Genomic DNA, 21,086 nt, shown 5'->3' with positions numbered 1-21,086 from the left:
CGAACCGCGGGGGCACGAAGATCACCGAGGTGTCCGCACCGGTCTCCTTGATCGCCTCTTCGACAGTGCCGAACACGTTCAGGTCCTGACCGGCGATGGTGACGGTCTGCCCCGCCTTGCGGGCGTTCACCCCGCCCACGATGTTCGAGCCGGCCGCGAGCATCCGCGCGGTGTGCTTGCTGCCCTCCGAACCGGTGATGCCCTGCACGATGATCGTGGAGTCGCTGTTGAGGAAAATCGCCATGACCTACACCCCCGCGGCCGCGAGCTCAGCAGCCTTGTCGGCCGCGTCGTCCATGGTCTCGACCAACGTCACCAACGGGTGGTCGGCCTCGGTAAGTATCCGCCGTCCTTCGGCTACGTTGTTGCCGTCCAGCCGCACCACCAGCGGCTTGCTCGCCCCGTCCCCGAGCATGTCCAGCGCGGACACGATGCCGCTGGCCACCGCGTCACACGCGGTGATCCCGCCGAAGACGTTGACGAACACGCTCCGCACGTCCGGGTCGCCCAGGATGACGTCCAGCCCGGCGGCCATGACCTCTGCCGATGCGCCGCCCCCGATGTCCAGGAAGTTCGCGGGTTTCACACCGGAATGCCGGTCGCCGGCATAGGCGACCACGTCCAGCGTGGACATCACCAGTCCGGCACCGTTGCCGATGATGCCGACCTGTCCGTCCAGCTTCACGTAGTTGAGGTCGTTCGCCTTGGCCTTGGCCTCCAGCGGGTCCTCGGAGGCCGTGTCCGCCAACTCCGCGTGCTCCGGGTGCCGGAACGAGGCGTTCCCGTCCAGCGTGACCTTTCCGTCCAGCGCGATGATCCTGCCCTGGCCGTCCCGCACCAGCGGGTTCACTTCGACCAGTGTGGTGTCCTCGGCGACGAAGACCTCCCACAGCTGGACGATCACCTCGGCGATCGCTTCGCGCGCAGCCTCCGGATAGTTCGCCCGGGCGGCGATCTCCCGCCCCTTGTCCAGGTCCACACCGGCCAGCGGGTCGATCGGGAGCTTCAGCACCGCTTCCGGGTTCGACCTGGCGACCTCCTCGATCTCCACGCCGCCCTCGGCGGAGGCGATACACAGGAACGTGCGGTTGGCGCGGTCCAGCAGGAAGGAGAAGTAGTACTCCTCTGCGATCTCCGACGCCTCGGCCACCAGCACCCGGCCCACCGTGTGCCCTTTGATGTCCATCCCGAGTATCTGCTCGGCCTTCTCCCCGGCGTCATCAGGCCCATTGGCGAGTTTGACGCCTCCCGCCTTCCCGCGGCCGCCGGTCTTCACCTGAGCCTTGATCACCGCCCTGCCGCCCAGTTGCGCGGCTACGGCGCGTGCCTCGTCCGGGTCGCTCGCCACGGCGCCCGACAGCACGGGAACTCCGTGTGCGGCGAACAGATCCCTCGCCTGGTACTCGTACAAGTCCACTCGAACGTCTCCTGACTCCGCTCCTCCGGGCGCCGGCGGCTCGTTGCCGCGCCGCCGGCGTAAGATGTGATGTATACTGTATACGACACTGTTGGACTAGGGAACCGCCACGGGCGACCGAGCACCGCTTCCCCACGGGGCGCCGCGTTCCGGCGCGGACCGGAGTCCGCCCCGCATCACTAGTCGAACGGCCGCCGCGAGTCGGGCACCAGCACCCGGGGCAGGCCGGGGCGGCGGAGCGTACCGAGCAGTACCGCGGCGACCAGGCTCACCACGGCGGCCACCCCGAACCCGGTGGCATAGCCGTCCGGCACCAGGAACGTCGCGGCCAGGCCGACGCCGACCAGCCCTCCGGCGGTCTTCGCTCCGTAGAACAGCCCGAAGTTCGGCAGCCCCTCGCGGTCCCCGAAGTGATCCTCGACCAGCTCCGGCAGCAGCGCGTAGCACGAACCCGCGCTCGATCCGGCGATGAAGCAGCCGAGCAGCAGCAGGCTCGCGAGCCCGTACTGCCCGCCGGCCAGAATCAGAAGCTGCGCCGCCCCGGCCAGCACCAGCGCGCCGCACACCGTGCGGGTGCGACCGAACCGGATGCCCGCCCATCCGGCCACGGCGCGGCTGATCCCGCTCGCCACGGCCAGCACGCCGACGACGAAGGCCGCGAAACCGAACCCCCAGCCATACGACACCGCGAACACACCGACGAAGGCGAGGTTGAAGAGCGCCACCCCGGAGGCGCACATCATCGCCGCGTACAGCACACCCGCCACCGGCAGCTTGATCACCTCACCGGGCGCGTAGCGCCGTATGGCGGGGCGGTTCCTGCGCAGCCCCGGGTTGACCGACTTGTCCACCGCCCACAGCCGCGGATCGATGTGGGCCGGCCACCAGTGCGCGGGCGGGTCCTTGAGCAGCAGCGCCGCGGCACCGACCAGCACCAGCACCACCAGAGCCACGGCTCCGAGGAAACTCCCGGGCGTATCGGTGGCGATGAACCGCTCGGCCAGTACGACGAGCGGGACAGACCCGACCGTGAACGCGCCGCTGGCGAAGTGGGTCCTCGCCGGATGCTCCGGATACCACCGGCTCACGACACTGACACAGGTGCCGTAGACCAGCCCGGCACCCATCCCGCCCAGGAGCGCGTGCACCGCCATGACCAGCGCGAGGCTGTCGGAGCCGCCAAGGGTCACCAGTCCGGTGGCGCACAGCAGCGCGCCCGCGACCATCAGAGCCGCCGGCGGGATCCGCACACGGCTCCTCAGCCGCGCCACCGGGTACACCGTGGCCGCCTGGCAGGCCGCCCACACGGCGAGTACCCAGATTCCCTCCCCTGCGGTCCACCCCTGCGTGCTGACCAGGGCCGGCAACAGCACCGCGTAGCCGTACTGGCCGACACCGGCGGCGAGCATGGCGAGCCCCGCGGCCCAGGGGACCCACGCCCGCGAGTAGCCGAGCAGCTCGCGGTCGGCCTCTCCCAGCCGGTAGCGTCTTCCGTGCAAGTCGCGCACCTCGTGCGCGGGTGATGGGAAAGTCGGACGCGACATGGCCCCCACCTCCGTGTACTGCATACAGTATGTGATATCCTCTATAACACTTCCCCGACCAAAAGTCCATGCCCGTGTCCGACGCAGAGGCGCGCAGGGACGGCGGGCCGCGCACAAAGGGCACCCAAAGCGAAGGGCCTGACCACGGAACTCCGTGGTCAGGCCCTTGAACTTCCTTCTCGTGGAGCCGCCTGTCGGAATCGAACCGACGACCTATTCATTACGAGTGAATCGCTCTACCGACTGAGCTAAGGCGGCCGGTCCCCGCTCGCCGCGGGACCGGGGGCCAGTCTAGCGTGTTCTGAGATCCCTCGAGTACACCTCTCCCCGGTCCCCGCGCGTCAGCCGCACACGGTGCCGTCCTCGACGATCCGCGTGTCCAGCAGGTAGGCGTCCACGGCCTCGTCGATGCAGGCGTCGCCCGTCCGGTACGCGGTGTGACCGTCGCCGTCGCGGGTCAGCAGGACACCGGAGTCCAGATGCCCTGCCAGGTTCTCCGCCCACCGGTAGGGCGTCGCCGAATCCCGGGTGGTGCCGATGACCAGGATCGGATCGGCACCGGCCGCGTCGAGCTCCCGCGGTTCGTCGATGGCCTCCTCCGGCCAGTACGCGCAGGGCAGGGCACCCCAGGCGAGGCCCGGCCCGAAGAGCGGGGACTCCTCGGCCGCTTCGGCCGCGGCCTCCTGGTAGCTGCCGATGTCCCTCGGGCTCGGATGGTCGGAGCAGTTCACCGAGACGAGCGCGGCCGTCATGTTCTCGTAGTCGCCGTCCGGGTGCCGGTCGTAGAGCCGGTCGGCGAGCTCCAGCAGGGCGGTGCCGTCGCCGTCGAAGGCGTCGGCGAGCGCGGACCGCACCCGGGGCCAGAGACTCTCGGAGTACAGCGCGGCCATCAGGCCCATCCCCGCGCGGGCCCGGTTCACCTCGCGCCCGTCGCCGAGGCGGTTCTCCAGCGGGTTCTCGGCGGCGTCCGCGAGCAGCCCGGCGATCTCAGCGACGCCGGAGTCGACGTCGCCTTCGGCGCCGGTGTCGCCGAGCGGGCAGTCCCGCTGCCCGAGGCAGTCCTCGACGAAGGCGCGCAGTGCGGTCTCGAATCCCTGCGCCTGCTGGACGCTCATCTCCAACTGGTCCATCCCCGGCTGCAGGGCGCCGTCGAGCACGAGCGCACGCACCCGCTCCGGGAACAGGTCGGCGTAGTGCGTGCCGATGTAGCTGCCGTAGGACTTGCCGATGTAGCTGAGCCCCTCATCGCCGAGGACACCGCGGAGCACGTCCATGTCGCGGGCGACGTTCGCGGTCTCCAGGTGCAGCATCAGATCGCCGGAGTTCTCCCGGCAGGCCTCGACGAACTCCCGGTTCAGCCGCTCCAGTTCCTCCAGACCGGTGTCGGTGACCTCGCTCAGGTCGGCGTCCTCGGACTCGGTGTCGACCTCGGCGCCGAGGTAGTCGTCCAGAGCCTGCCGGTCCAGGCACTCGATCGGGGTGCTGCGGCCGATACCGCGGGGGTCGAACCCGACCACGTCGAAGCGCTCCCGGACGGGTTGGCTGACGGCCTTGGCGGCGGCGTCCGCGTAGTCGTACCCGGATCCTCCCGGACCTCCGGGGTTCACGACGAGCGAGCCTCGGCCTCGCCTGCGGCCGGCAGGCGCTTGACCGCGATCTCCACGCGCTCGCCGTCGGGATCGTCATAGTCGAGCGGAACCTCGTAGGTAGCGCACTCGAAGTCGCCGCCGCACTCCTCCCACACGAGGTCCTGCTGGTAGAACTCCGCGAGCGCCTCTTCGGGGCCCCCGCTCCCCTCCGCTTCGGGGCCGCCGGTGCAGCCCGCCGCGAGCAGCGCCAGCACAGCGGACATGCCCGCCCATCCGGTTCTGTTCAATCGGTTCCGTTCCCGCTCTCGGTGCCCCCGGGCCGGTGGGCGCGCTCGTAGGCCTGCCGTGGTCCGCAGACGGAGGCCCGATCGCAGGCGCAGCGCCGCCCGCCGCTGTCGAGCCGGACCACGACCTTGTCCGAGGGCACGTTGTGCCCGACCACGACCCCGTCCCCCTCGGGGGTGCTGACGCGGTCGCCCTTCCCAGGCGCGGCCGCCCGGAACTCCTGGTACAGCGGATGCTCGTACTTCAGGCAGCACATGAGCTTGCCGCAGGCGCCGGCGATACGCATGGGATTGACCGGAAGGTCCTGTTCCTTGGCCATGCGGGCCGCTACCGGTTCGAAGTCCTTGAGGAAGGTGGCGCAGCACAGATCGCGGCCGCACGGACCGATACCGCCCTGCAGCCGCGCCTCGTCGCGGGCGCCGACCTGCCGCAGCTCCACACGCGCCCCGAGGGCTTCGGACAGCTCCCTGAGGAGCTCGCGGAAGTCCACCCGCCGCGGGGCGGAGAAGTAAACGGTGTAGCTGCGGTCGGCGGAGACGTAGTCGATCCCGACGACCTTCATCGGCAGCTCCCGTTCCCGGATCAGCCGCTTGGCCGCCGACCGCGCAGCGGCCCGGAGCCGCCGGTTGTCCTCGTCGCGGGCGATATCGGCCTCCGTGGCCATGCCCTCGCAGACCGGGAGCCCTTCGATGTCCTCACTCACCCACTCGGGCGCCCAGACGCACTCGGCCACCTCCGGGCCGGCGTCCGTGGGCACCAGGACCCTGTCGCCGACCGAGGGGCTGTGCGCCCCGGGATCGAGGTAGTAGAGCCGCCCGTACCGCTCGAAGCTGACCGCCATCATCATGCCCACAGGGTCACCCTACGAGGTCGGCCGCGGCATGGCGACGGGTCGCTCTTCCCTCCGGCCGCGGTTCCACCCGCCGCGGAACTACCCCATGTACAGAGCGGAGGTCATCGCCTCCATCGCGATCTGAGGGTGCACGTTGGCGGCGATGCGTTCGCGGCACTCCATGATGCGTCGATGCGGCGCAGCGTGGCCTCCGGCGTGGACGCGCGGGCGACGCGCCGCAGGTCCGCCTCCTGGGAGGCGGTGGCGAGCTCCACCGTGGCCCCCATCTGCACGGCCAGCACATCGCGGTAGAACGTGCCGAGGTCCAGCAGCGCGACGTCGTAGGTGTCGCGCTTGATCCGGGTGGCACGGCGCTTCTGGCGCTCCTCCAGGTCCTTCAGGGCCCCGGCGGCGCCGCGCACCGCCTTGGCGACCCCCTTGCCGGTGCCCCCTTCGCCGAAGGCCGCCTTGAGGTCGGCCTTCTCCCGCTCGTCGAGCGTGCTCGTGGTGGTCTTGGCCTCGGCCTCGGCCAGCTCGTAGAGCCGGGCGGCCGCCGAGACGCAGGCGCCCAGGCTGTCGAGGCGCGCCGGGATCGACAGCACCTCCGTGCGGCGCTCACGCGTTTCGGGGTCGGTGGCGAGCTGCCGCGCCCGCGCGATCTGTCCGGCGGAGGCCCGGGCCGCTTCCGCGGCGATGTCCGGGGCGACGCCGTCGCGCTGTACCAGAGCCTCGGCGATGGCCCGCGTCGTGGGGGTTCGCAGGGTGACCTGGCGGCAGCGGGACCGGATGGTGACGAGCAGGTCCTCCGCGGTGGGCGTGCACAGCAGCCACACCGTACGGGGGCCGGGCTCCTCGACCGCCTTCAGCAGGGCGTTGGAGGCGGCTTCGGTGGCGCGTTCGGCGTCCTCGAACAGCACGACGCGGAACCTCCCGCTGGTGGGGCGGGACGCCGCCTGCAGCACCAGTTCCCGGGTCCGTTCGACGCCGAAGCTCAGCCCGCTGGGCCGGACGTAGAGGACGTCGGCGTGGGTACCGCTGAACACCTGGTGGCAGAGTTCGCAGTGTCCGCAGCCGCCGTCGGGGCACTGCAGCGCGGCGGCGAACGCGCGCGCGGCCTCCGCCCGACCCGACCCGGGCGGGCCGGTGAACAGCCACGCGTGCGTCATCCCGCCACCGGTGCCGCCCGTGATCTGCTCGCCCGCCGCGCGGACGGCCGAACGCAGCTGTTCGGTCACCGTGTCCTGGCCCACCAGGCCGTCGAAGACGCTCATCGGTGTTCAGCATAGGCCGCCGCGGCGACAGACGCCGCAGCCTTCCGAAGGGGCGCGTTCCTTCGCGCGGGATCAGCTCCGGGGGTGCAGCCGCATCGGCAGGCCGTGGGCCGGACGCAGGGTGATGTCCGGGCGGGTGGCGATCCGGGCGTCCGGCTCCAGCTCGCAGCGCCAGCGCCGCAGCAGGGATGTGAGGACCAGGACCGACTCGGTCCAGCTGAAGGACTCGCCGATGCACACGCGGCGGCCCATCCCGAAGGAGAGCCACGCGCCGCGGGGAACTCCGGGGGCCGCGGGGTCGAACACCTTCCCCGCCGCGGTCCTCTCAGCCGCCTCCGCATTCGCGCCTCTCTGCCCGCGCCCGTTCCCGCTCACCGGGCAGCCCGTCCCGTCCGGTTCCGCCGGCCGCAGCCACCGCTCGGGCCGAAAGGCCAGCGGATCCGGCCAGAACCGCGGATCGCGGTGCAGCGTCCACGGGCTGACCACGCACGCCGAGCCGGCCGGAAGGGTCCACGAGTCCAGTTCGATCCCGCTGGTGAGCTGGCGCCCCATGGACCACGCGGGCGGGTAGAGGCGCAGCGTCTCAGCGATCACGGCGTTGGCGAACGGCAGCCGCGTGAGGTCGGTGCAGGCGGGCGGTCGTTCCCCGAGTCGCGCGTCCACCTCCGCGTAGAGGGCGGCGCTGACCCGCGGATGGGTCGCCAGCAGGTACCACGCCCAGCTCAACGTGCTGGCGGTGGTCTCGTGGCCGGCGAGCATCAGCGTCATCACCTCGTCGCGCAGTTGCTCGTCGGTCATCCCCGCTCCGTCTTCCTGGGCGAGCATGAGCATCGACAGCAGGTCCCCGGCCTCCGCCGCCGCACCGGACGCGACGGAGGCGCGCCGCGCGCCGATGATCTCCCGGATCACGTTGTCGAGCTGCCGGCCCGCGGAACGTGTGCGCAGGCTCCAGGGCAGCGGCATCCGGAGCATGCGGTCGCCGAACGGGAGCAGGAAGCGGCGGTACTGGCGCATCGTCTCCTCAAGGCCGCGCGCGACACGGTCGACGTTCCCGCGCAGGTCCGATCCGAACAGGGTCCGTCCCACGACGGCCAGGGTGAGCGCGGACATCTCGGCGTACATGTCGACCGCGAGCCCCGTACCGCTCTCCACCGGGTCGACCATGCCCTCCTCCCAGCGGCGTCCGTGCTCAGCCGCCGCGGCCGCCATCTCCTGGGCGTACCCGGCGATCCGCTCCCGGTGGAACGCGGGCTGCACCATCCGCCGCTGCCGCTTGTGCAGCTCACCCTCGCTGGTCAGCAGCCCCTGGCCGAACAGGTGCCGCAGCACACGCAGGCCCTGGCTCTTGACGGTGACGCGCCCGTGGGTGGTGAGCAGCTCCCGGACGAGATCTGGATGGGTCAACAGGTACACGTGGTCGTTGGCCACCCGGGTGTAGGCGATGCGGGGATAGGTGCGGGCGAGTTCGGTGAGCAGCTCGACCGGCCTGCTCGGCGTGCGGGACACGAGCGATCGCAGGACCGTACCCGCCGCCGGCCCCGGGGGCCGGGCCACGTCGGGCCGGCGGCGGGGCGGGTAGGGCAGTGCCGGCATGGTCATCTCCTGTGTCCGATCGGGCGCCGCATGCGGCGGGTCCCGGGGATACCGCCGGTGTCCGGGCACTCGGCGGCGATGGTGAAGCCCATGCGCTCGTAGAGTTTCTGGGCGCGGGGGTTCGTCCGCGACACGTCGAGTTCGGTCTGCCGGAGGCCCCGGTCCCCCGCTGCCCGGATCACGTGTTCCATGAGCGCGGCCCCGTACCCGCGGGACCGGTGCCCGGCGTCGACGCAGAGGTTGGCCAGGTACACCGCGTCCCTTCCGGGCGGGACGAACTGGCGCCCCAGCGCGGCGGCCGACAGCAGGCTGCCGAGGAAGCGGACGGGGCCGCAGCAGCGGGCGGCCGACAGCATCGTGCGCAGAAGCAGCCTCCGGTACCGCACGCCGTCGTAGGCGGTGATGGTGGCCACGATCCCACCGTCGGGGGCGACGCCGATGGTTTGGTGCCGGTACCCGAAGAGGCCCCGGCCGCGGAGGAAGTCGTGGTGGAGCACACCGGCGGCGCGCTCCCCGAACACCGCGTCGACGAGCGCGGGCGAGGAGGCGCGCATCAGCGGCACGACCGCCGCCGCGTCCTGCGGGCGGGCCGGGCGGAAACACAGTCCGGTCACAGCGCGCTCACCGGACCCTCGCGGCCTTCGTGCCGTGCCCGCCGGGCCGTGCGGCACACACGGCCGAGGGTGGGGGTGCGGATCATCTCCCGCAGCCCCACCATGAACGCCTCCTGCCCCTCCGATCCGACCACTGTCGTCGCCACCGATGCGAGCATCGCGAGGAACAGCACCGAATCGCCGCCCAGGCGGTGGAAATCGGCGTCCGGGCCGATCCGGGCGGCGTCGGTCCGCAGGATCTCCGCCCAGATCTTCGCCACCGCCTCCTCGACGTCGTCCCGTACCGCCGGCTCGGCCGGTTCGCCGACCGGGTCGTCCTGGCCGGCGAACGGGTCGGGAAGCGCGTGCACGTCGACCTTTCCGTTCACGGTCCGCGGGAGCTCGGGCACACAGACGATCGCCGTGGGGACCATGTAGGACGGCAGCCGTTCGGCCAGGTGGGCGCGGAGCACCTCGACGTCTGGCCGCTGCCCGGCCCGGTCCGTGACGACGTAGCCGCACAGGATCGTCTGACCCTGGCCGCCGACCCGCCCGGTCACCAGGGCCCGCGCGACCCGCGGGTGCTCCTCCAGTGCCGCCGCGACCTCGCCGGGCTCCACACGGTGCCCGCGGATCTTGACCTGGTCATCGCTGCGCCCCAGGTACTCCAGCACACCGCTGGGGAGGATCCGGGCCAGGTCGCCGGTGCGGTAGGCCCGGGTTCCGTCGGCGAGGCGGACGAACCGCTCTCGGTCGAGGTCCGGACGCCCGAGGTACCCGCGGGCGAGCTGCGCTCCCGCTAGATACAACTCGCCGACCCCGTCCGCGGGGACGAACCGCCGGTCGGCGTCGAGCAGGAAGGACTTCATGTTGGCGACGGGGGTGCCGATGGGCACCGCCGGAGCGACCCCGTCTCGGTCCGGGTCGAAGACGTGCGCCACACAGCCGATGGTGGCCTCGGTCGGGCCGTACTCGTTGACAATGCGGCACTCCGGCCCGAAGAGCCGTGCCGCCTGCGCCGCTACCGGGCCTCTGAGCTGCTCGCCGCCGACGACCAGCACCCGGAAGCCGTCCGGCGCGAGATCAAGGCGGCCGATCAGGTCCAGGTGCGCCGGGGTGAGCTTCAGCGCGTTGGCGCCGGACCGCTCGATCATGGCCCGCAGCGTCACCGGACTCACGTCGTCCGGCACCAGTGCCACGCTCCCGCCGGCCAGCAGCGGCAGGAAGACCGCGGTCCCGGTCAGATCGAACGCGAGCGAGGTGAACAGCGCGAACCGGGTATCGGCATCCACGCGGTACAGTTCTGACGCCCACGTCACGTAGTTCACCAGGCTGCGGTGCTCCACCTGCACCCCCTTGGGTCGACCGGTCGACCCCGAGGTGTAGATGACATAGGCCAGGTCACCGGGCTCGACCGCTTCCGGCGGGGCGGGTGGTGCCCCCGAGCGCGCCAGATCGTCGAGGACGAGCGTCCGGCATCCGGTGATCCGCGACGCGTACGGGCGCTGCACCAGGCACAGCGGGGCTCGTGAATCATCGAGTTCCCAGTTGGTCCGGCTGTCGGGATGGTGCGGATCGAGTGGGAGGTAGCCGGCACCCGCCTTGAGGATGCCCCACAGCCCGGCCAGCGCCTCGGCCGACCGGTCAGCGAGGAGCCCGACCACGGTCCCCTTGCCGACCCCGCGCGCGGCCAGCTCGGCGGCGACCACGTCGGAGTGGCGGTCGAGCTCCGCGTAGCTGACGTCGCCGTCCGGGCCGGTGAGGGCGAGCTCGTCAGGGCTCCGCTGGACTTGCGCCCGGAACAGCCGGGTGACCGTCGCCGCCGGGACCGGCCGGTCGGTGTCGTTGCCGGACCAGGCACGGCTCTCCGGCGGAGACAGCGCCTCGGTGATCCGGTCGAGCAGGTCCTCCGCCTTCTCCACCGCCCCCGGGTCGTCCGGGCAGGACACGGTGATCTCGGTGCGGCCCGCTGTTTCCGCGACGGCGAACGAGACCGGTAGGAGCGGCGAGTGGGTCGCAGCGGATACACCGCCGCCGCCTCAAAGCTCCCCGCGGAGAAGTCCGCGAGATCGAACCGCCCGAGATCGGAGATGATCGCCGATCCCAGGTATCGCCGCCGCCGGTCCGCGGCCCCGGTGACCGCGGCGAGAAGGGTACCGAGCCCGGCCTGCGGAATCCGGCCGGTCACCCGTTCGAGTACCCCGCCGGTGGTGACCTCGCGCCGGTCGGCCATCGCCCGCAGCAGCCGCTCGTGCAGGCCCTCCCACGCCTCGCCCGGCCGCGCGTCGAGGAGGATCGGCAGGGTCAGGTTGGCCGTCGAGACGAGTCCGGGACGGTGCCGGCGCAGGTCCACCGGGACCAGGAAGCGGGACCGGTCGTGCCCGGCGGCCGTGGCGAGTACCGCCGCGATCTTCGCGACGAGGCCCGGATGGGTGCCGTCGACGCTGCGGCGGCGGAAGACGGCGGCACCGGGTCCGGTGGGCCTCCCCGAGCCCTCCAGCGAGGGCCGCCAGTCCGCACCCAGCCGGGGCCGGCGGCCGACGTTTCCGAGTTCGCCGGCGAGGCCGTGATCGGTCATCCGCGACGCGGCCCCTATGGGCTCTTCCCCCCTGAGTACCCGGAAGACATCGGTGACCCAGGCCAGCAGGCCCCTGCCGTCCATGACGCCGTGGAAGGCGCGGAACACGAGCGCGCTCGGCGTCGCCCCGCCGTGGTCGAGCAGCAGCACCTCGCAGGTGGGCCCGGATTCGGGATTCAGCGGCCGGCGCAGCGCCGGCCCCAGGACCGGCCCGTCAAGGCGCACGGGCCCGCCGCCGGGGAGCTCCAGGCGCCGCACCGGCGGCGTCCGGCCGCTGTCCAGCCAGGTCCGTCCCCGGCGGACCAGCCGCGCCCCGGGGCAGGCGGCCGATGCCGCGGCGACCGCGTGGGTGAGCTCCTCGCAGCCGATCCGCCCTTGCCCCTCGACGAGGGCCTGGACCGCGAACGGGGGCGCCAGCCGGGCGCCGGCGAGGTAGAACCACTCGGTCGGCGACACGGGCCGCCAGAAGATCGTACTCCCGGTCACGCCGCTTACCTCACTTTCTCGACGAACGCGTCGGCGCCGCCGATCTCGTCCACCCACTGCTGGAGCAGGTCGAGCCCGGTCGGCTGGTCCACCTCCGGCCGGTAGCCGAGGTCCCGCTCGGCCGCGCTCGTGTCGTAGGTGGTCGAGCGGGTGAGCAGCGCCACGGAGTACCGGGACAGCGGCGGCGAGTAGCGGTGGGCCAGGTACGGCACCCGCCACGCCAGCTCGACCGCCTCGACGAGCGCATCGCGCACCAGCGGCGGGATCGGACGGGACGGCGGCGTCCCGCCGAAGCGCTCGGCCATCTGGCCATGAACGCCCAGACATCGGTCCTCTCCCTGTCGGCGACGAAGTAGGCGCGCCCGCCCACCCGCCCGGACCGGGCGGCGAGCAGGCAGGCCCGGGCCGCGTTGGTGCAGTAGCACAGCGATGTGCGGACCCGCCTGCCGCCGGAGAGGTCGGGCATGCGCCCGTCCAGCATCCTCGCCAGCAGCTTGGGCATGAACCCGTGCCAGTCGCGCGGCCCCCAGACTCCGCGGGGTCGGATCGCGCAGGTGGTGAAACCGGGGGCGTCGGCGGCCAGGACGATCGACTCGGCGGCGGCCTTCGTCTCCGAGTACAGGTTGAGGTGGCGCTGCGGGTAGGGCCGGCTCTCGTCGATGTCGTACTGGTCCTCTCCGGTCATCACCGCACTCGGGCTGCTCACGAAGACGAACCGGCCGGCCCCGCCCGCCCGCGCCGCTTCTAGCAGCGATTCCGTGGCCGTCACGTTGCTCTGCCAGAACTGGGCCCGGCTGCCGTAGTCGAGCACCCGCGCCGCGGAGTGGTAGACCACGTCGACGCCCTCGGTGGCCGCCCGCAGCGAGGCCCGGTCCTTGAGGTCGCCGTGGACGATCTCGACGCCCGGCACCGTCCGCAGGTGGCTGAGATCGCTGGACGGGCGCACCAGCGCCCGGACCGAGTCGCCGGCCCGGACGCACTCGTCCACGATGTGGCTGCCGAGAAACCCGGATGCCCCGGTGACCAGTGTCTTCACAGTGACCTCCACCAGGTGGCGCCGAACAGGAAGGTCAGGGCGACGGTCGCCGCACCGCGGTATCCGGCCCGGCGCGCCCGCGGCAGTGCTAGGGGGATCTGGAACCCGTGCACGACGACGCTGAGCACGACGTCGATCCAGAAGAGGGTCTGCAGCACCGGTGGGTGAAGGGCCAGAGCAGCCCGTACAGCAGGAAGGCCCACCCGGCGAGCGGCACCAGCCGCGGAACCCACGCGCGGAGCCGCCGGCGCGGTCCCGCCCCGGCCGCGAGGCGGGCACCGGCCCACTCCGCGAGCTCTTCGCGGTTGATCTTCGCGTTGTGCCGGATGTCCACCGGGAACCCGGGGTGGAAGAGGAACGCCTCCACCGGCCGGGTCGGCTCGTGCCGCGCGGCCAGTTCCCGCAGCTCCCGCTCCACCCGGGCCCGCTCCTTCGTGGGTACGCCGTCATGCAGCTCGACGCAGACCACGGGCCGTGCCCGCTCCGGCGGTCCCACCCCGACAAGCGCGGTTCGGTGCACGTCGGGATGGGCGTTGAGGATCCCCTCGCACGGCACCGTGTACAGCGTGCCGCCGGCGGTGTGCACCCGCTGGCTCTTCCGCCCGCAGAACCAGATCCGCCCGGCCTCGTCGATCCGGCCGAGGTCCCCGGTGCGGTGCCACACGCGCTCCCCGTCGGGGATCTTCGCGTACCCGTCCGCCTCCGGTGCCGCGTGGTACCGGCCACTGACGGTCGGGCCGCTGACGGCGATCTCGCCGACCTGCCCCAGCTCGACCGGCAGGTCATCCGACCATTCCGGGATCGGTGTGTCGGTGATCGGCACGATGCGCGCCTCCACGTCCGGCACCGGCCGGCCGACACAGGTGCCGCTGCCGGTACGGATGAGCGCCCGCGTCTCGGCCAGGCTCTCCTCCGCGGTGATCGACGAGATCGGCAGCGCCTCGGTCGCCCCGTATGTAATGCGGAACCGGGCCGGCCCGCCCTCGCCGAGGAGGTCGCAGATGGTGGCCGCGATGTCGTCCCGCACGGGCGCGCCGCCCGAGACGACACCGCGCAGCGAACCTAGACCGATGCCCGCGCCGGTGGCGTAGCGACCGAGCCGGTCGAGCAGCGCTGGCGAGGCGAACATGGTGGTCACGCCGAACCGCTCGATCGCCTCCACCACGGCCCGCGGGTCGATCGCGGCCACCTTGGCGGGATCGCCGGGCGGCAGCACGCAGGTCGACCCGAGCAGCAGGCTGAAGATCCCCCACAGCGGCACGGTGACGAGCGAGACGTCGTCCTCCCGCTGGCCGAGGGCGTCCCTGATCTGCCGCACGATCCCCTCGACCATGCCGCGCGGGTGCTCCACGCCCTTGGCCGGACCGGTGCTGCCGGTGGTGAAGCTGATGGCGAGCAGGTCGTCGTCCGACAGGGCGGGCTCCTCGACCCGGCCGGTGGCCCCTTCCGCACCGGGTGCGGCCGCGGGCGGTCGGGCCGGTTCGCGCAGTGTGGGCCCGCCCCAGAACCAGCGCCGGCCGACCGTGACGCTCGTCCGCAGGGACGAGAAGGTGCGGGGGCTGAGCACCCGCAGTACATGCGCCTCCGGGATCCCCACGAACGCCTCGGCGCCGGCGGTGCGGTAGCAGTGCAGCATCCGCCGCAACCCCAGCCCGGGGTCGGCGATGACCGGAACCGCGCCGATCCGGAACAGCGCGAACACGATCGCGAAGAGATCCGGCCCGGGCCTGACCATGACAATGGTCTTGGTTCCCCTGTCGATCCCAGCGCGGAGCAGTCTTCTCGCGTAGGCGTCGGCGGTGTCGTCCACCTCGCGGTAGGTGACGTGCCGGTAGACGGTCGCGCCCGCGCGGTCCCGGCCGGCGGGAAAGATGATCGCCTTCTTGTCCGGGAAGGTGCGGGCGTTGTCCCGCAGTCGCGCGGCGATCCCCGGCGCCGCTTCCGTCCGCGCCGTCATCGGACAGGGGAGTGCTCGGGGTGCCGGTACACCGCGCAGGCGGACGTGAGCCCGGCACCGACGGCCACGAACAGCAACTGGCGGAACTCCCGGTCCCGGCCGGCGGCGACGGCCTGATGGTAGGCGAGGGGCACCGCGGAGGTGTGCGGGTCACCGGCCACGCCCGTGACGGTCACCGCCGCGTCCTCGCCGACGCCGAGCCGGGCCGCGACCTCGGCTGCGAAAGCCGGGGTCGGCTGGGAGGTGACCAGCAGGGTCTCGTGCAGGTCGATGCCCTCGGCCTCGGCGCACGCCCGGGCGGAGTCAGCGGCGAGCGCGGCAAGACGGTCCGGATAGTCGCCGTCCTGCCGGACGGTGACCGCACGGCGGCCCTCGCGGCCCATCCGGCCGGTCTCGGTGTACCCTCCGGCCCCAGGCGCCCCCTCGTGCGCGGTCGCCGTGTGGATCTTGCCGAAGCCCGCTCCTTCGTCCAGGTGCGCCCGAGCAGCATCGCGGCGCCCATCGTGGCGTAGGGGAAGCCGGTGCGGCGGGCTTCGGCGGGGTCGTTCGACGGGTGAGCGTCGCCCGAGACCACGAGCACGTACTCGGCACTGCCGGACTCGACGAACCCGGCGCCCACCTGGACCGCGTTGAGCACCCCGCACGCCCCGTTCATCAGGTCGAACGAGAAGGCGGGCTTGGCCGTCGGGTTCTGAAGGTAGTCCAGGTTGACCCCGACGTTCTTCTGGATCATCGCGGCCATCGCCGGCTCGGACATGTTCGCGTCGCGGTAGACGCCGGTGTTGACCATGAGGTCGACCTGGTCGGCGGTGATGCCGGCACGGTCGAGGCAGTCGCCCGCGGCGAGCGAGGCGTGTTCGATGGAGCTGTGGACCGCGGGGTCGGTGCTGACCGCGGTGGCGCTGATGATGGTGCCCATCTCAGACCTCCAGGGAAGAAATCGTGGCGGACAGGCACCCGGTGACGACGCCGGAGGCGGCGGGCACGAGCAGGAGCTTGGAGCCCTTGGTGATACGGCCGTTCTTCAGGTGCTCGTACATGACCACGAAGTGCGACGTGGACGAGGTGTTGCCGTACCGGTCGACCACCGCCAGCGGCTCGGGCATGGGCGCGTCGAGGATCCGCTCACCGGTTCGGGATATCTTCTCGATGAAGCTCGCGCCGACCTGGTGGTGGATGACGAAGTCGTAGCCCTCCTCGGTGAAGGTCCTGCCGCGCTTGGCGAGGAACTCCCGGTGGAAGTTGGGCACAGTGCCAGGCGCTCCTTCTTGTGCATCTGGTGGTTGTCGGTGTAGAGGGCGATGCCCTGGTTCTTGTCGCTCGGCATGCCGATGCACAGGTGAGAGTACTCGGCGCACGTCATCAGTTCGGCGTAGTCGATCCGGTCCGCTTCACTGGTGGACTCGTCGAGCACCACAGCGGCGGCGGAGTCGCCCACGGTCAGGGAGCCGAACTGGGAGTCGTAGGGTTCGCAGATCTCCTTGACCGCGGTCTCGGTGATCACGGTGATCCTCTCGCCACTGACCACCAGGCCGTTGCGCACGATCCCGGCCTTGACCATCCGGTCGAGGACGGTCACCCCGGTGAGCATTCCGGCGCACGCGTTGGACACGTCGAAGTGGATCGCCGAGTCCGCGCCGAGCACGCGAGCCAGCATGTGCGCGAAGGAGGGCTCGAAGTAGAAGCGGTCGCGCTCCTTGGACCGGGTGATCGAGGAGGAAATGATCACGTCGAGCCCGCCGGCGTCGTACCGCGACCTCGACAGGCAGTCCTCGGCCGCCCGCAGGGCGAGGGCGAAGGAGTCCTCGTAGGTGTCCGGACGGCTGTCGCCGACCCGCCGGTTCGTGATCCCGGTGATCCGCTGGAGATCGAAGGGTGGCTCATACTCCATCTGCGCTACGAGTTCCCGCGTCGGCTTCTCTGTCGACGGCAGGTACGCGCCGATGGATTCGAAACGCGTATACGTCATGTCTTTCCAACTTCCTACAGTCACTTCAGGCGCTTTCCGAAAAACCCGAACGAAATGTTTTTAGCGCGCCACGAACGGTGAAGTCAAAAGACAAAAAGAGGCGAAGAACACACCGCAAGATCATCGGCGGCGACAGGATCGATCCCTAAATATTCCTCAATTTTCAAAGATTCACATTTTAGGCTGTGACCTGCTGTTATTCCTGGCGGTCACAATGGGTTCCTCCGCAACCGGCCTGCGGGGCGTGGTTGATATCACCGTGCAGCCGAGCGTCGTCCCGCCGGCCTGGAAGTGACCAACCCAACCTCGCCGGAGACCTCCCGTTCCCGTGCGACTTGATCAATTCTTTTCGCACCGGCCGCGGGTCTCGGGAACCAGGCACAGACCGCGTTCGCGGAGTTCACTGGTAACGCATCGGCGCGGGCGACCGCATTCGCCGCAAGAATGACCACTCACTCCGAAAAGGTTCAGAATTGAATCATCCGGGAATGCGAACGCGTCAGCGGATGTGAGAGGCCCTGCTCCGGCCGTGCCCTATACCGCGGCGGAGGCGGGCTCGCGCCACGCGCGCTGGTGGGCCTCGACCAGCCAGGCGTCACCCCAGGCGCGGTCGGGGTACTCGGGCAGCCGCGAGGTGTCCACCAGGTCCCGCAGCCGGCCCTCCAGCTCCCCGGCCGCGGCCAGCGCCTCGGCCATCGAGTGCTCGCCGCGGCGCAGCCCGCGCAGCCAGGATGCCCAGGGCTCGGGGATCGGCAGTGTCACCCTGCCGGTCTCCAGCATCTCGACGCCCTGAACGCCCAGCCGCACCATGTGGTAGGCGAACTTGACGTCGAAGCCGTACTTCTCGACCAGCTCGGGGCGGTTGGTGTGCCGCCCGCCGCGCAGCCCCAGCATGCTGTCCCGCTGCGCCCGCAGGTAGCCGAGGAACCGGTCCCCGGCCTGCCGGGACAGATCCGGTCGGCGTTCGCGCGCAGTTCCCGCCCCAGATCCGTGACGCGAACGATCTCGTCCTCGGGCACGAACAGCGGAAGCAGCACCGTCGGATTGCCCTGGAGCGCCAACCGCAGCCACTTGCGCAGCGAGTAGACGGTCAGGTCGAGGTCACCGGGACCGGAACGCACCCCCTCAGGCTGTGTGCGGTAGATGTACTGCTCGAACCGGCGCAGTCCGACCACGTACTCCGGCGGCTCCACGCAGATGCCCATCTCGTCCCGGTCGTCCTGGTCGGCGACGGTGATGCCGTGGACTCCCGAGCCCACCTGGCAGCGCAGGATCGTGCCCTGCTCGGCGATCGCGGCGAACTCGGCACTGGAGTGCTGCACCGGCATGCTCCCCTCCGGACCGTGGTGCGGCGGCTCCGCACTGGGTGCCTCCCAGGGATCGGGAGGTGCTCGAACCTACCCCGGACGGCCCCGGCCGGGCGAAGGGTTTTCCCGCCCCCGCAAACGAAAGGTGCGGGCCGAAGCGGTCTTCGGCCCGCACCCAAGGGACTTCGAGGGTGTCCGCGTGTCCTAGTCCTTGATGATCGGCATCATGCCGGTGATGGCCTCGGCGTCCTGGGGGACCGGGTCCGGCAGGAGCGGGCGCAGGCGGCGCTGGATCTCCCGGGTGACCTCCTCCTGCGACAACCGGGCGTCGACCACCAGATAGCGGTCGGGCTCGCGTTCGGCCAGGTCGCGGAAGCCCTTGCGTACCCGGGTGTGGAACTGCTCCGACTGCGCCTCCATGCGGTCGGTGGAGCCCCCGAGCCGCCCGAGCCCTTCCTCCGCCGGCAGATCCATCAGCACCGTGAGGTGCGGAACCAGCTCCTCGGTGGCCCAGTCGTTGATCCGCTCTATCACCGGACCGTCCAGCTCCCGGCCGGCGCCTGGTAGGCGATGGTGGAGTCGATGTAGCGGTCGCTGATGACGATGGCGCCGCGGCGCAGCGCCGGAAGGATCACCTCGTTGACGTGCTCGGCGCGGTCCGCCGTGTACAGCAGCGTCTCGGCCCGCGGGGAGACGCTCATGTCGTCCTTGTCGAGCAGCAGTGCCCGCAGCCGCATGCCGAGCTTGGTCGCGCCCGGTTCGCGGGTCGCGACGACCTCGAAGCCCTCTTCCCGCAGCCAGACCGTGAGCTGGCCGGCCTGGGTGGACTTTCCGGCGCCTTCGCCGCCTTCGAGCACGATGAAGGTTCCGGGCAGATGTTCGGCCTCCTTGGCGGGGGTGGCCGGCACGCCGCGCAGCACCGCGATCAGTTCGGTGCTGAACGATACCTCGCTCCGCTCGCTCACCTGCCGGTAGGCGAAGAGGGCCGCCAGGAGGGCCAGCAGCGCGGCGATCATCAGTGCCGCTCCGGTGCCCAGGAAGTCGTAGGAGAGGTCCCGGACCTGGACCGGGTGGTCGCCGATCAGCCCGGCGAGCAGCGGCATCAGCGCGGCCGAGAGCAGCAGGAGCACCCCGGCCGCCGCGTGCAGGAACACGAAGGTGCGTCCCCTGACCTCCTCTTCGAGCTCCTGGGTGAGCAGGCCCAGGCCCACCGCCCACGCGATGCCGGCGCCCACGCCGACGACCGTGGTCAGCCCGGCGGCCAGCACCATGTTCGGGATGAGCCCCGCGCAGAACAGCGCGACAGCGGAGACCCCGAGGCTCAGGCCGAACAGCCGGCGTCGATTGAGATCGCGCAGGACGCGCGGTCCGATGAACATCCCCAGTGCCATGCCGGCGAAGAAGGCACCGACCAGCACGCCGAAACCGGCGTTGCCGGCCGCCATCCTCTCCACGAAGAGCCGGCCCACGCCCAGCACCGCGCCGCCGGCGAAGAACGCGCCGAGCATGCCCAGGAGCAGACCGCGCACAAGCGGGGTCGTACCGGCGAACCGCGCCCCCTGCCAGAGGGTGCGCAGCACGTTGCTGTCGGGCGTGCTCGGACTGGTCGGCCGCTGCACCGGCTGGGCGACGGGGACCTCGCGGGTCTGCGGCAGCGGTGCGGTCAGCTCATTGGCGTCCACGCTGTCCACCGGCTGCGCCGCCGACTCCTCCGCGCCCGGCTTGCGGGCCGGGAGCATCCACGTGACGACGGCGGCGGCCAGGAAGGCGACACCGTTGGCGTAGAGGGCGGCGTCGGCCTGGGCCGTGCTCAGCACCGGGAACAGCGCGCCGAGCACGGCGCTGAGGGCAGCCAGGACGGCGAACACCACCGCGGCGACCGGCGCGGCGCCGTAGCCGGTGAGCAGGTTGATCCGGTGCGCCTCCTCCAGCCGCTTCTTGGGGACCATGTCGGGGACGGTGGCGTCCTTGGCCGCGGTCCTGAACGGGACGACGCAGGCCGCCAGGAACGCGGCGGCGAACAGCCAGTCGAGCCGGCCGACGATGGGAACCGACACGTAGAGGAGGGCGCGCAGGACGTCGCCGACGATCATGATCAGCCGGTTGTCGACCCGATCGGCGAGCGCACCGATGAGGGGGCTCAGCAACAGGGGGGGCACAAGCCTGAGGGCGACGACGCCGCTGACCGCGAAGTACTGCGTGATCGGCTCGCCCTCCCGCGTCAGGAGCGCGGCGAGCGAAACAAGGGCCAGCAGGCTGAGCCAGTCACCGAGGCTCGAGAGCGACAGCGAGATCCACAGCCGCCGGAATGGCTTGATCGCAAGGACGTTGCGCGCCTCGCCCGGCGCTGCTAAGGATGCAGATCTGCTCATAGCGATAAAGAGTATCGACGCTTCCGGTCTCGACGGGGCACTGATCGTGTATCGGTGACGCGGCGAGACACCTCAGCGTTCTCGCGCGGCACCATAAGCACAGTGCGGAATGTGACATAGCACACACAACATTATACGCCGGGTGCGCATCCGCACGAAAAGCCACGAATCAAGCGAAAGTGGCAATGAGTACGTCCGCGGCACTGTACTGCCAGGAACGTTCGCGCGCCACCCCCGTTGCGCGCAACGAGGGGGCG

General features: G+C 71.2%; 11 protein-coding genes, 1 tRNA gene and 6 pseudogenes. All 18 read right to left on the bottom strand.

What is annotated here, in order from left to right:
• Positions 1 to 244, bottom strand: a pseudogene (locus VS93_RS10835) (succinate--CoA ligase subunit alpha); the annotation flags it as partial.
• Between the two features lie 3 nt (positions 245 to 247).
• Positions 248 to 1,417, bottom strand: a complete 1,170-nt coding sequence (gene sucC, locus VS93_RS10830; protein WP_046469827.1) for an ADP-forming succinate--CoA ligase subunit beta — start codon at positions 1,415 to 1,417, stop codon at positions 248 to 250.
• 179 nt (positions 1,418 to 1,596) lie between these two features.
• Positions 1,597 to 2,961: an MFS transporter gene (locus VS93_RS10825; protein WP_046469835.1), complete on the bottom strand. Its 1,365-nt coding sequence runs from the start codon at positions 2,959 to 2,961 to the stop codon at positions 1,597 to 1,599.
• 182 nt (positions 2,962 to 3,143) lie between these two features.
• Positions 3,144 to 3,219: transfer RNA gene (locus tag VS93_RS10820), tRNA-Thr, on the bottom strand.
• A gap of 83 nt (positions 3,220 to 3,302) precedes the next feature.
• Positions 3,303 to 4,813 (bottom strand): annotated as a pseudogene (locus VS93_RS10815) (alpha/beta hydrolase).
• 20 nt (positions 4,814 to 4,833) lie between these two features.
• Positions 4,834 to 5,682 (bottom strand): PSP1 domain-containing protein, encoded by an 849-nt coding sequence (locus VS93_RS10810; protein WP_046469826.1) that lies wholly within the window; start codon positions 5,680 to 5,682, stop codon positions 4,834 to 4,836.
• Positions 5,683 to 5,766: 84 nt separating this feature from the next.
• Positions 5,767 to 6,938 (bottom strand): annotated as a pseudogene (locus tag VS93_RS10805) (DNA polymerase III subunit delta').
• A gap of 72 nt (positions 6,939 to 7,010) precedes the next feature.
• Positions 7,011 to 8,531, bottom strand: a complete 1,521-nt coding sequence (locus VS93_RS10800) for a cytochrome P450 (protein ID WP_046469825.1) — start codon at positions 8,529 to 8,531, stop codon at positions 7,011 to 7,013.
• A gap of 2 nt (positions 8,532 to 8,533) precedes the next feature.
• Complete coding sequence (locus tag VS93_RS10795; protein WP_046469824.1) at positions 8,534 to 9,145, bottom strand: GNAT family N-acetyltransferase; 612 nt, start codon at positions 9,143 to 9,145, stop codon at positions 8,534 to 8,536.
• A complete protein-coding gene (locus VS93_RS26915; RefSeq protein WP_052745675.1) occupies positions 9,142 to 11,073 on the bottom strand; it encodes a non-ribosomal peptide synthetase in 1,932 nt (643 codons plus the stop codon). Before VS93_RS26915 ends, VS93_RS10795 begins: the two co-directional genes overlap by 4 nt.
• A gap of 1,125 nt (positions 11,074 to 12,198) precedes the next feature.
• The gene (locus VS93_RS10785; protein ID WP_201776611.1) at positions 12,199 to 13,224 is read right to left on the bottom strand and encodes an NAD-dependent epimerase/dehydratase family protein; all 1,026 of its coding nucleotides are present in this window, start codon (positions 13,222 to 13,224) and stop codon (positions 12,199 to 12,201) included.
• An 88-nt stretch (positions 13,225 to 13,312) separates the two neighbouring features.
• Positions 13,313 to 15,181: a fatty acid CoA ligase family protein gene (locus VS93_RS10780; protein WP_201776610.1), complete on the bottom strand. Its 1,869-nt coding sequence runs from the start codon at positions 15,179 to 15,181 to the stop codon at positions 13,313 to 13,315.
• Positions 15,178 to 15,432: a 3-oxoacyl-[acyl-carrier-protein] synthase III C-terminal domain-containing protein gene (locus VS93_RS30390; RefSeq protein WP_236700474.1), complete on the bottom strand. Its 255-nt coding sequence runs from the start codon at positions 15,430 to 15,432 to the stop codon at positions 15,178 to 15,180. Before VS93_RS30390 ends, VS93_RS10780 begins: the two co-directional genes overlap by 4 nt.
• Positions 15,354 to 16,100, bottom strand: coding sequence for a beta-ketoacyl-[acyl-carrier-protein] synthase family protein (locus tag VS93_RS10775; protein ID WP_052745673.1), 747 nt, complete (start codon positions 16,098 to 16,100; stop codon positions 15,354 to 15,356). The genes VS93_RS30390 and VS93_RS10775 overlap by 79 nt, the downstream gene beginning before the upstream one ends.
• 1 nt (position 16,101) lies before the next feature.
• Positions 16,102 to 16,431 carry a 3-oxoacyl-[acyl-carrier-protein] synthase III C-terminal domain-containing protein gene (locus VS93_RS31480; RefSeq protein ID WP_236700472.1) on the bottom strand — a complete coding sequence of 110 codons (330 nt, stop codon included), beginning with the start codon at positions 16,429 to 16,431 and terminating at the stop codon, positions 16,102 to 16,104.
• Between the two features lie 137 nt (positions 16,432 to 16,568).
• Positions 16,569 to 16,838 (bottom strand): annotated as a pseudogene (locus tag VS93_RS33710) (hypothetical protein); the annotation flags it as partial.
• 846 nt (positions 16,839 to 17,684) lie between these two features.
• Positions 17,685 to 18,472, bottom strand: a pseudogene (locus VS93_RS10765) (nucleotidyltransferase domain-containing protein).
• A 189-nt stretch (positions 18,473 to 18,661) separates the two neighbouring features.
• Positions 18,662 to 20,829: pseudogene (gene tmk, locus VS93_RS10760) on the bottom strand (dTMP kinase).
• Between the last annotated feature and the right edge of the window lie 257 nt (positions 20,830 to 21,086).

Origin of the sequence: Allosalinactinospora lopnorensis (assembly GCF_000981225.1) — a bacterium.
Lineage (GTDB): Bacteria > Actinomycetota > Actinomycetes > Streptosporangiales > Streptosporangiaceae > Allosalinactinospora > Allosalinactinospora lopnorensis.
This window is presented reverse-complemented; position numbering and strand designations above follow the sequence as displayed.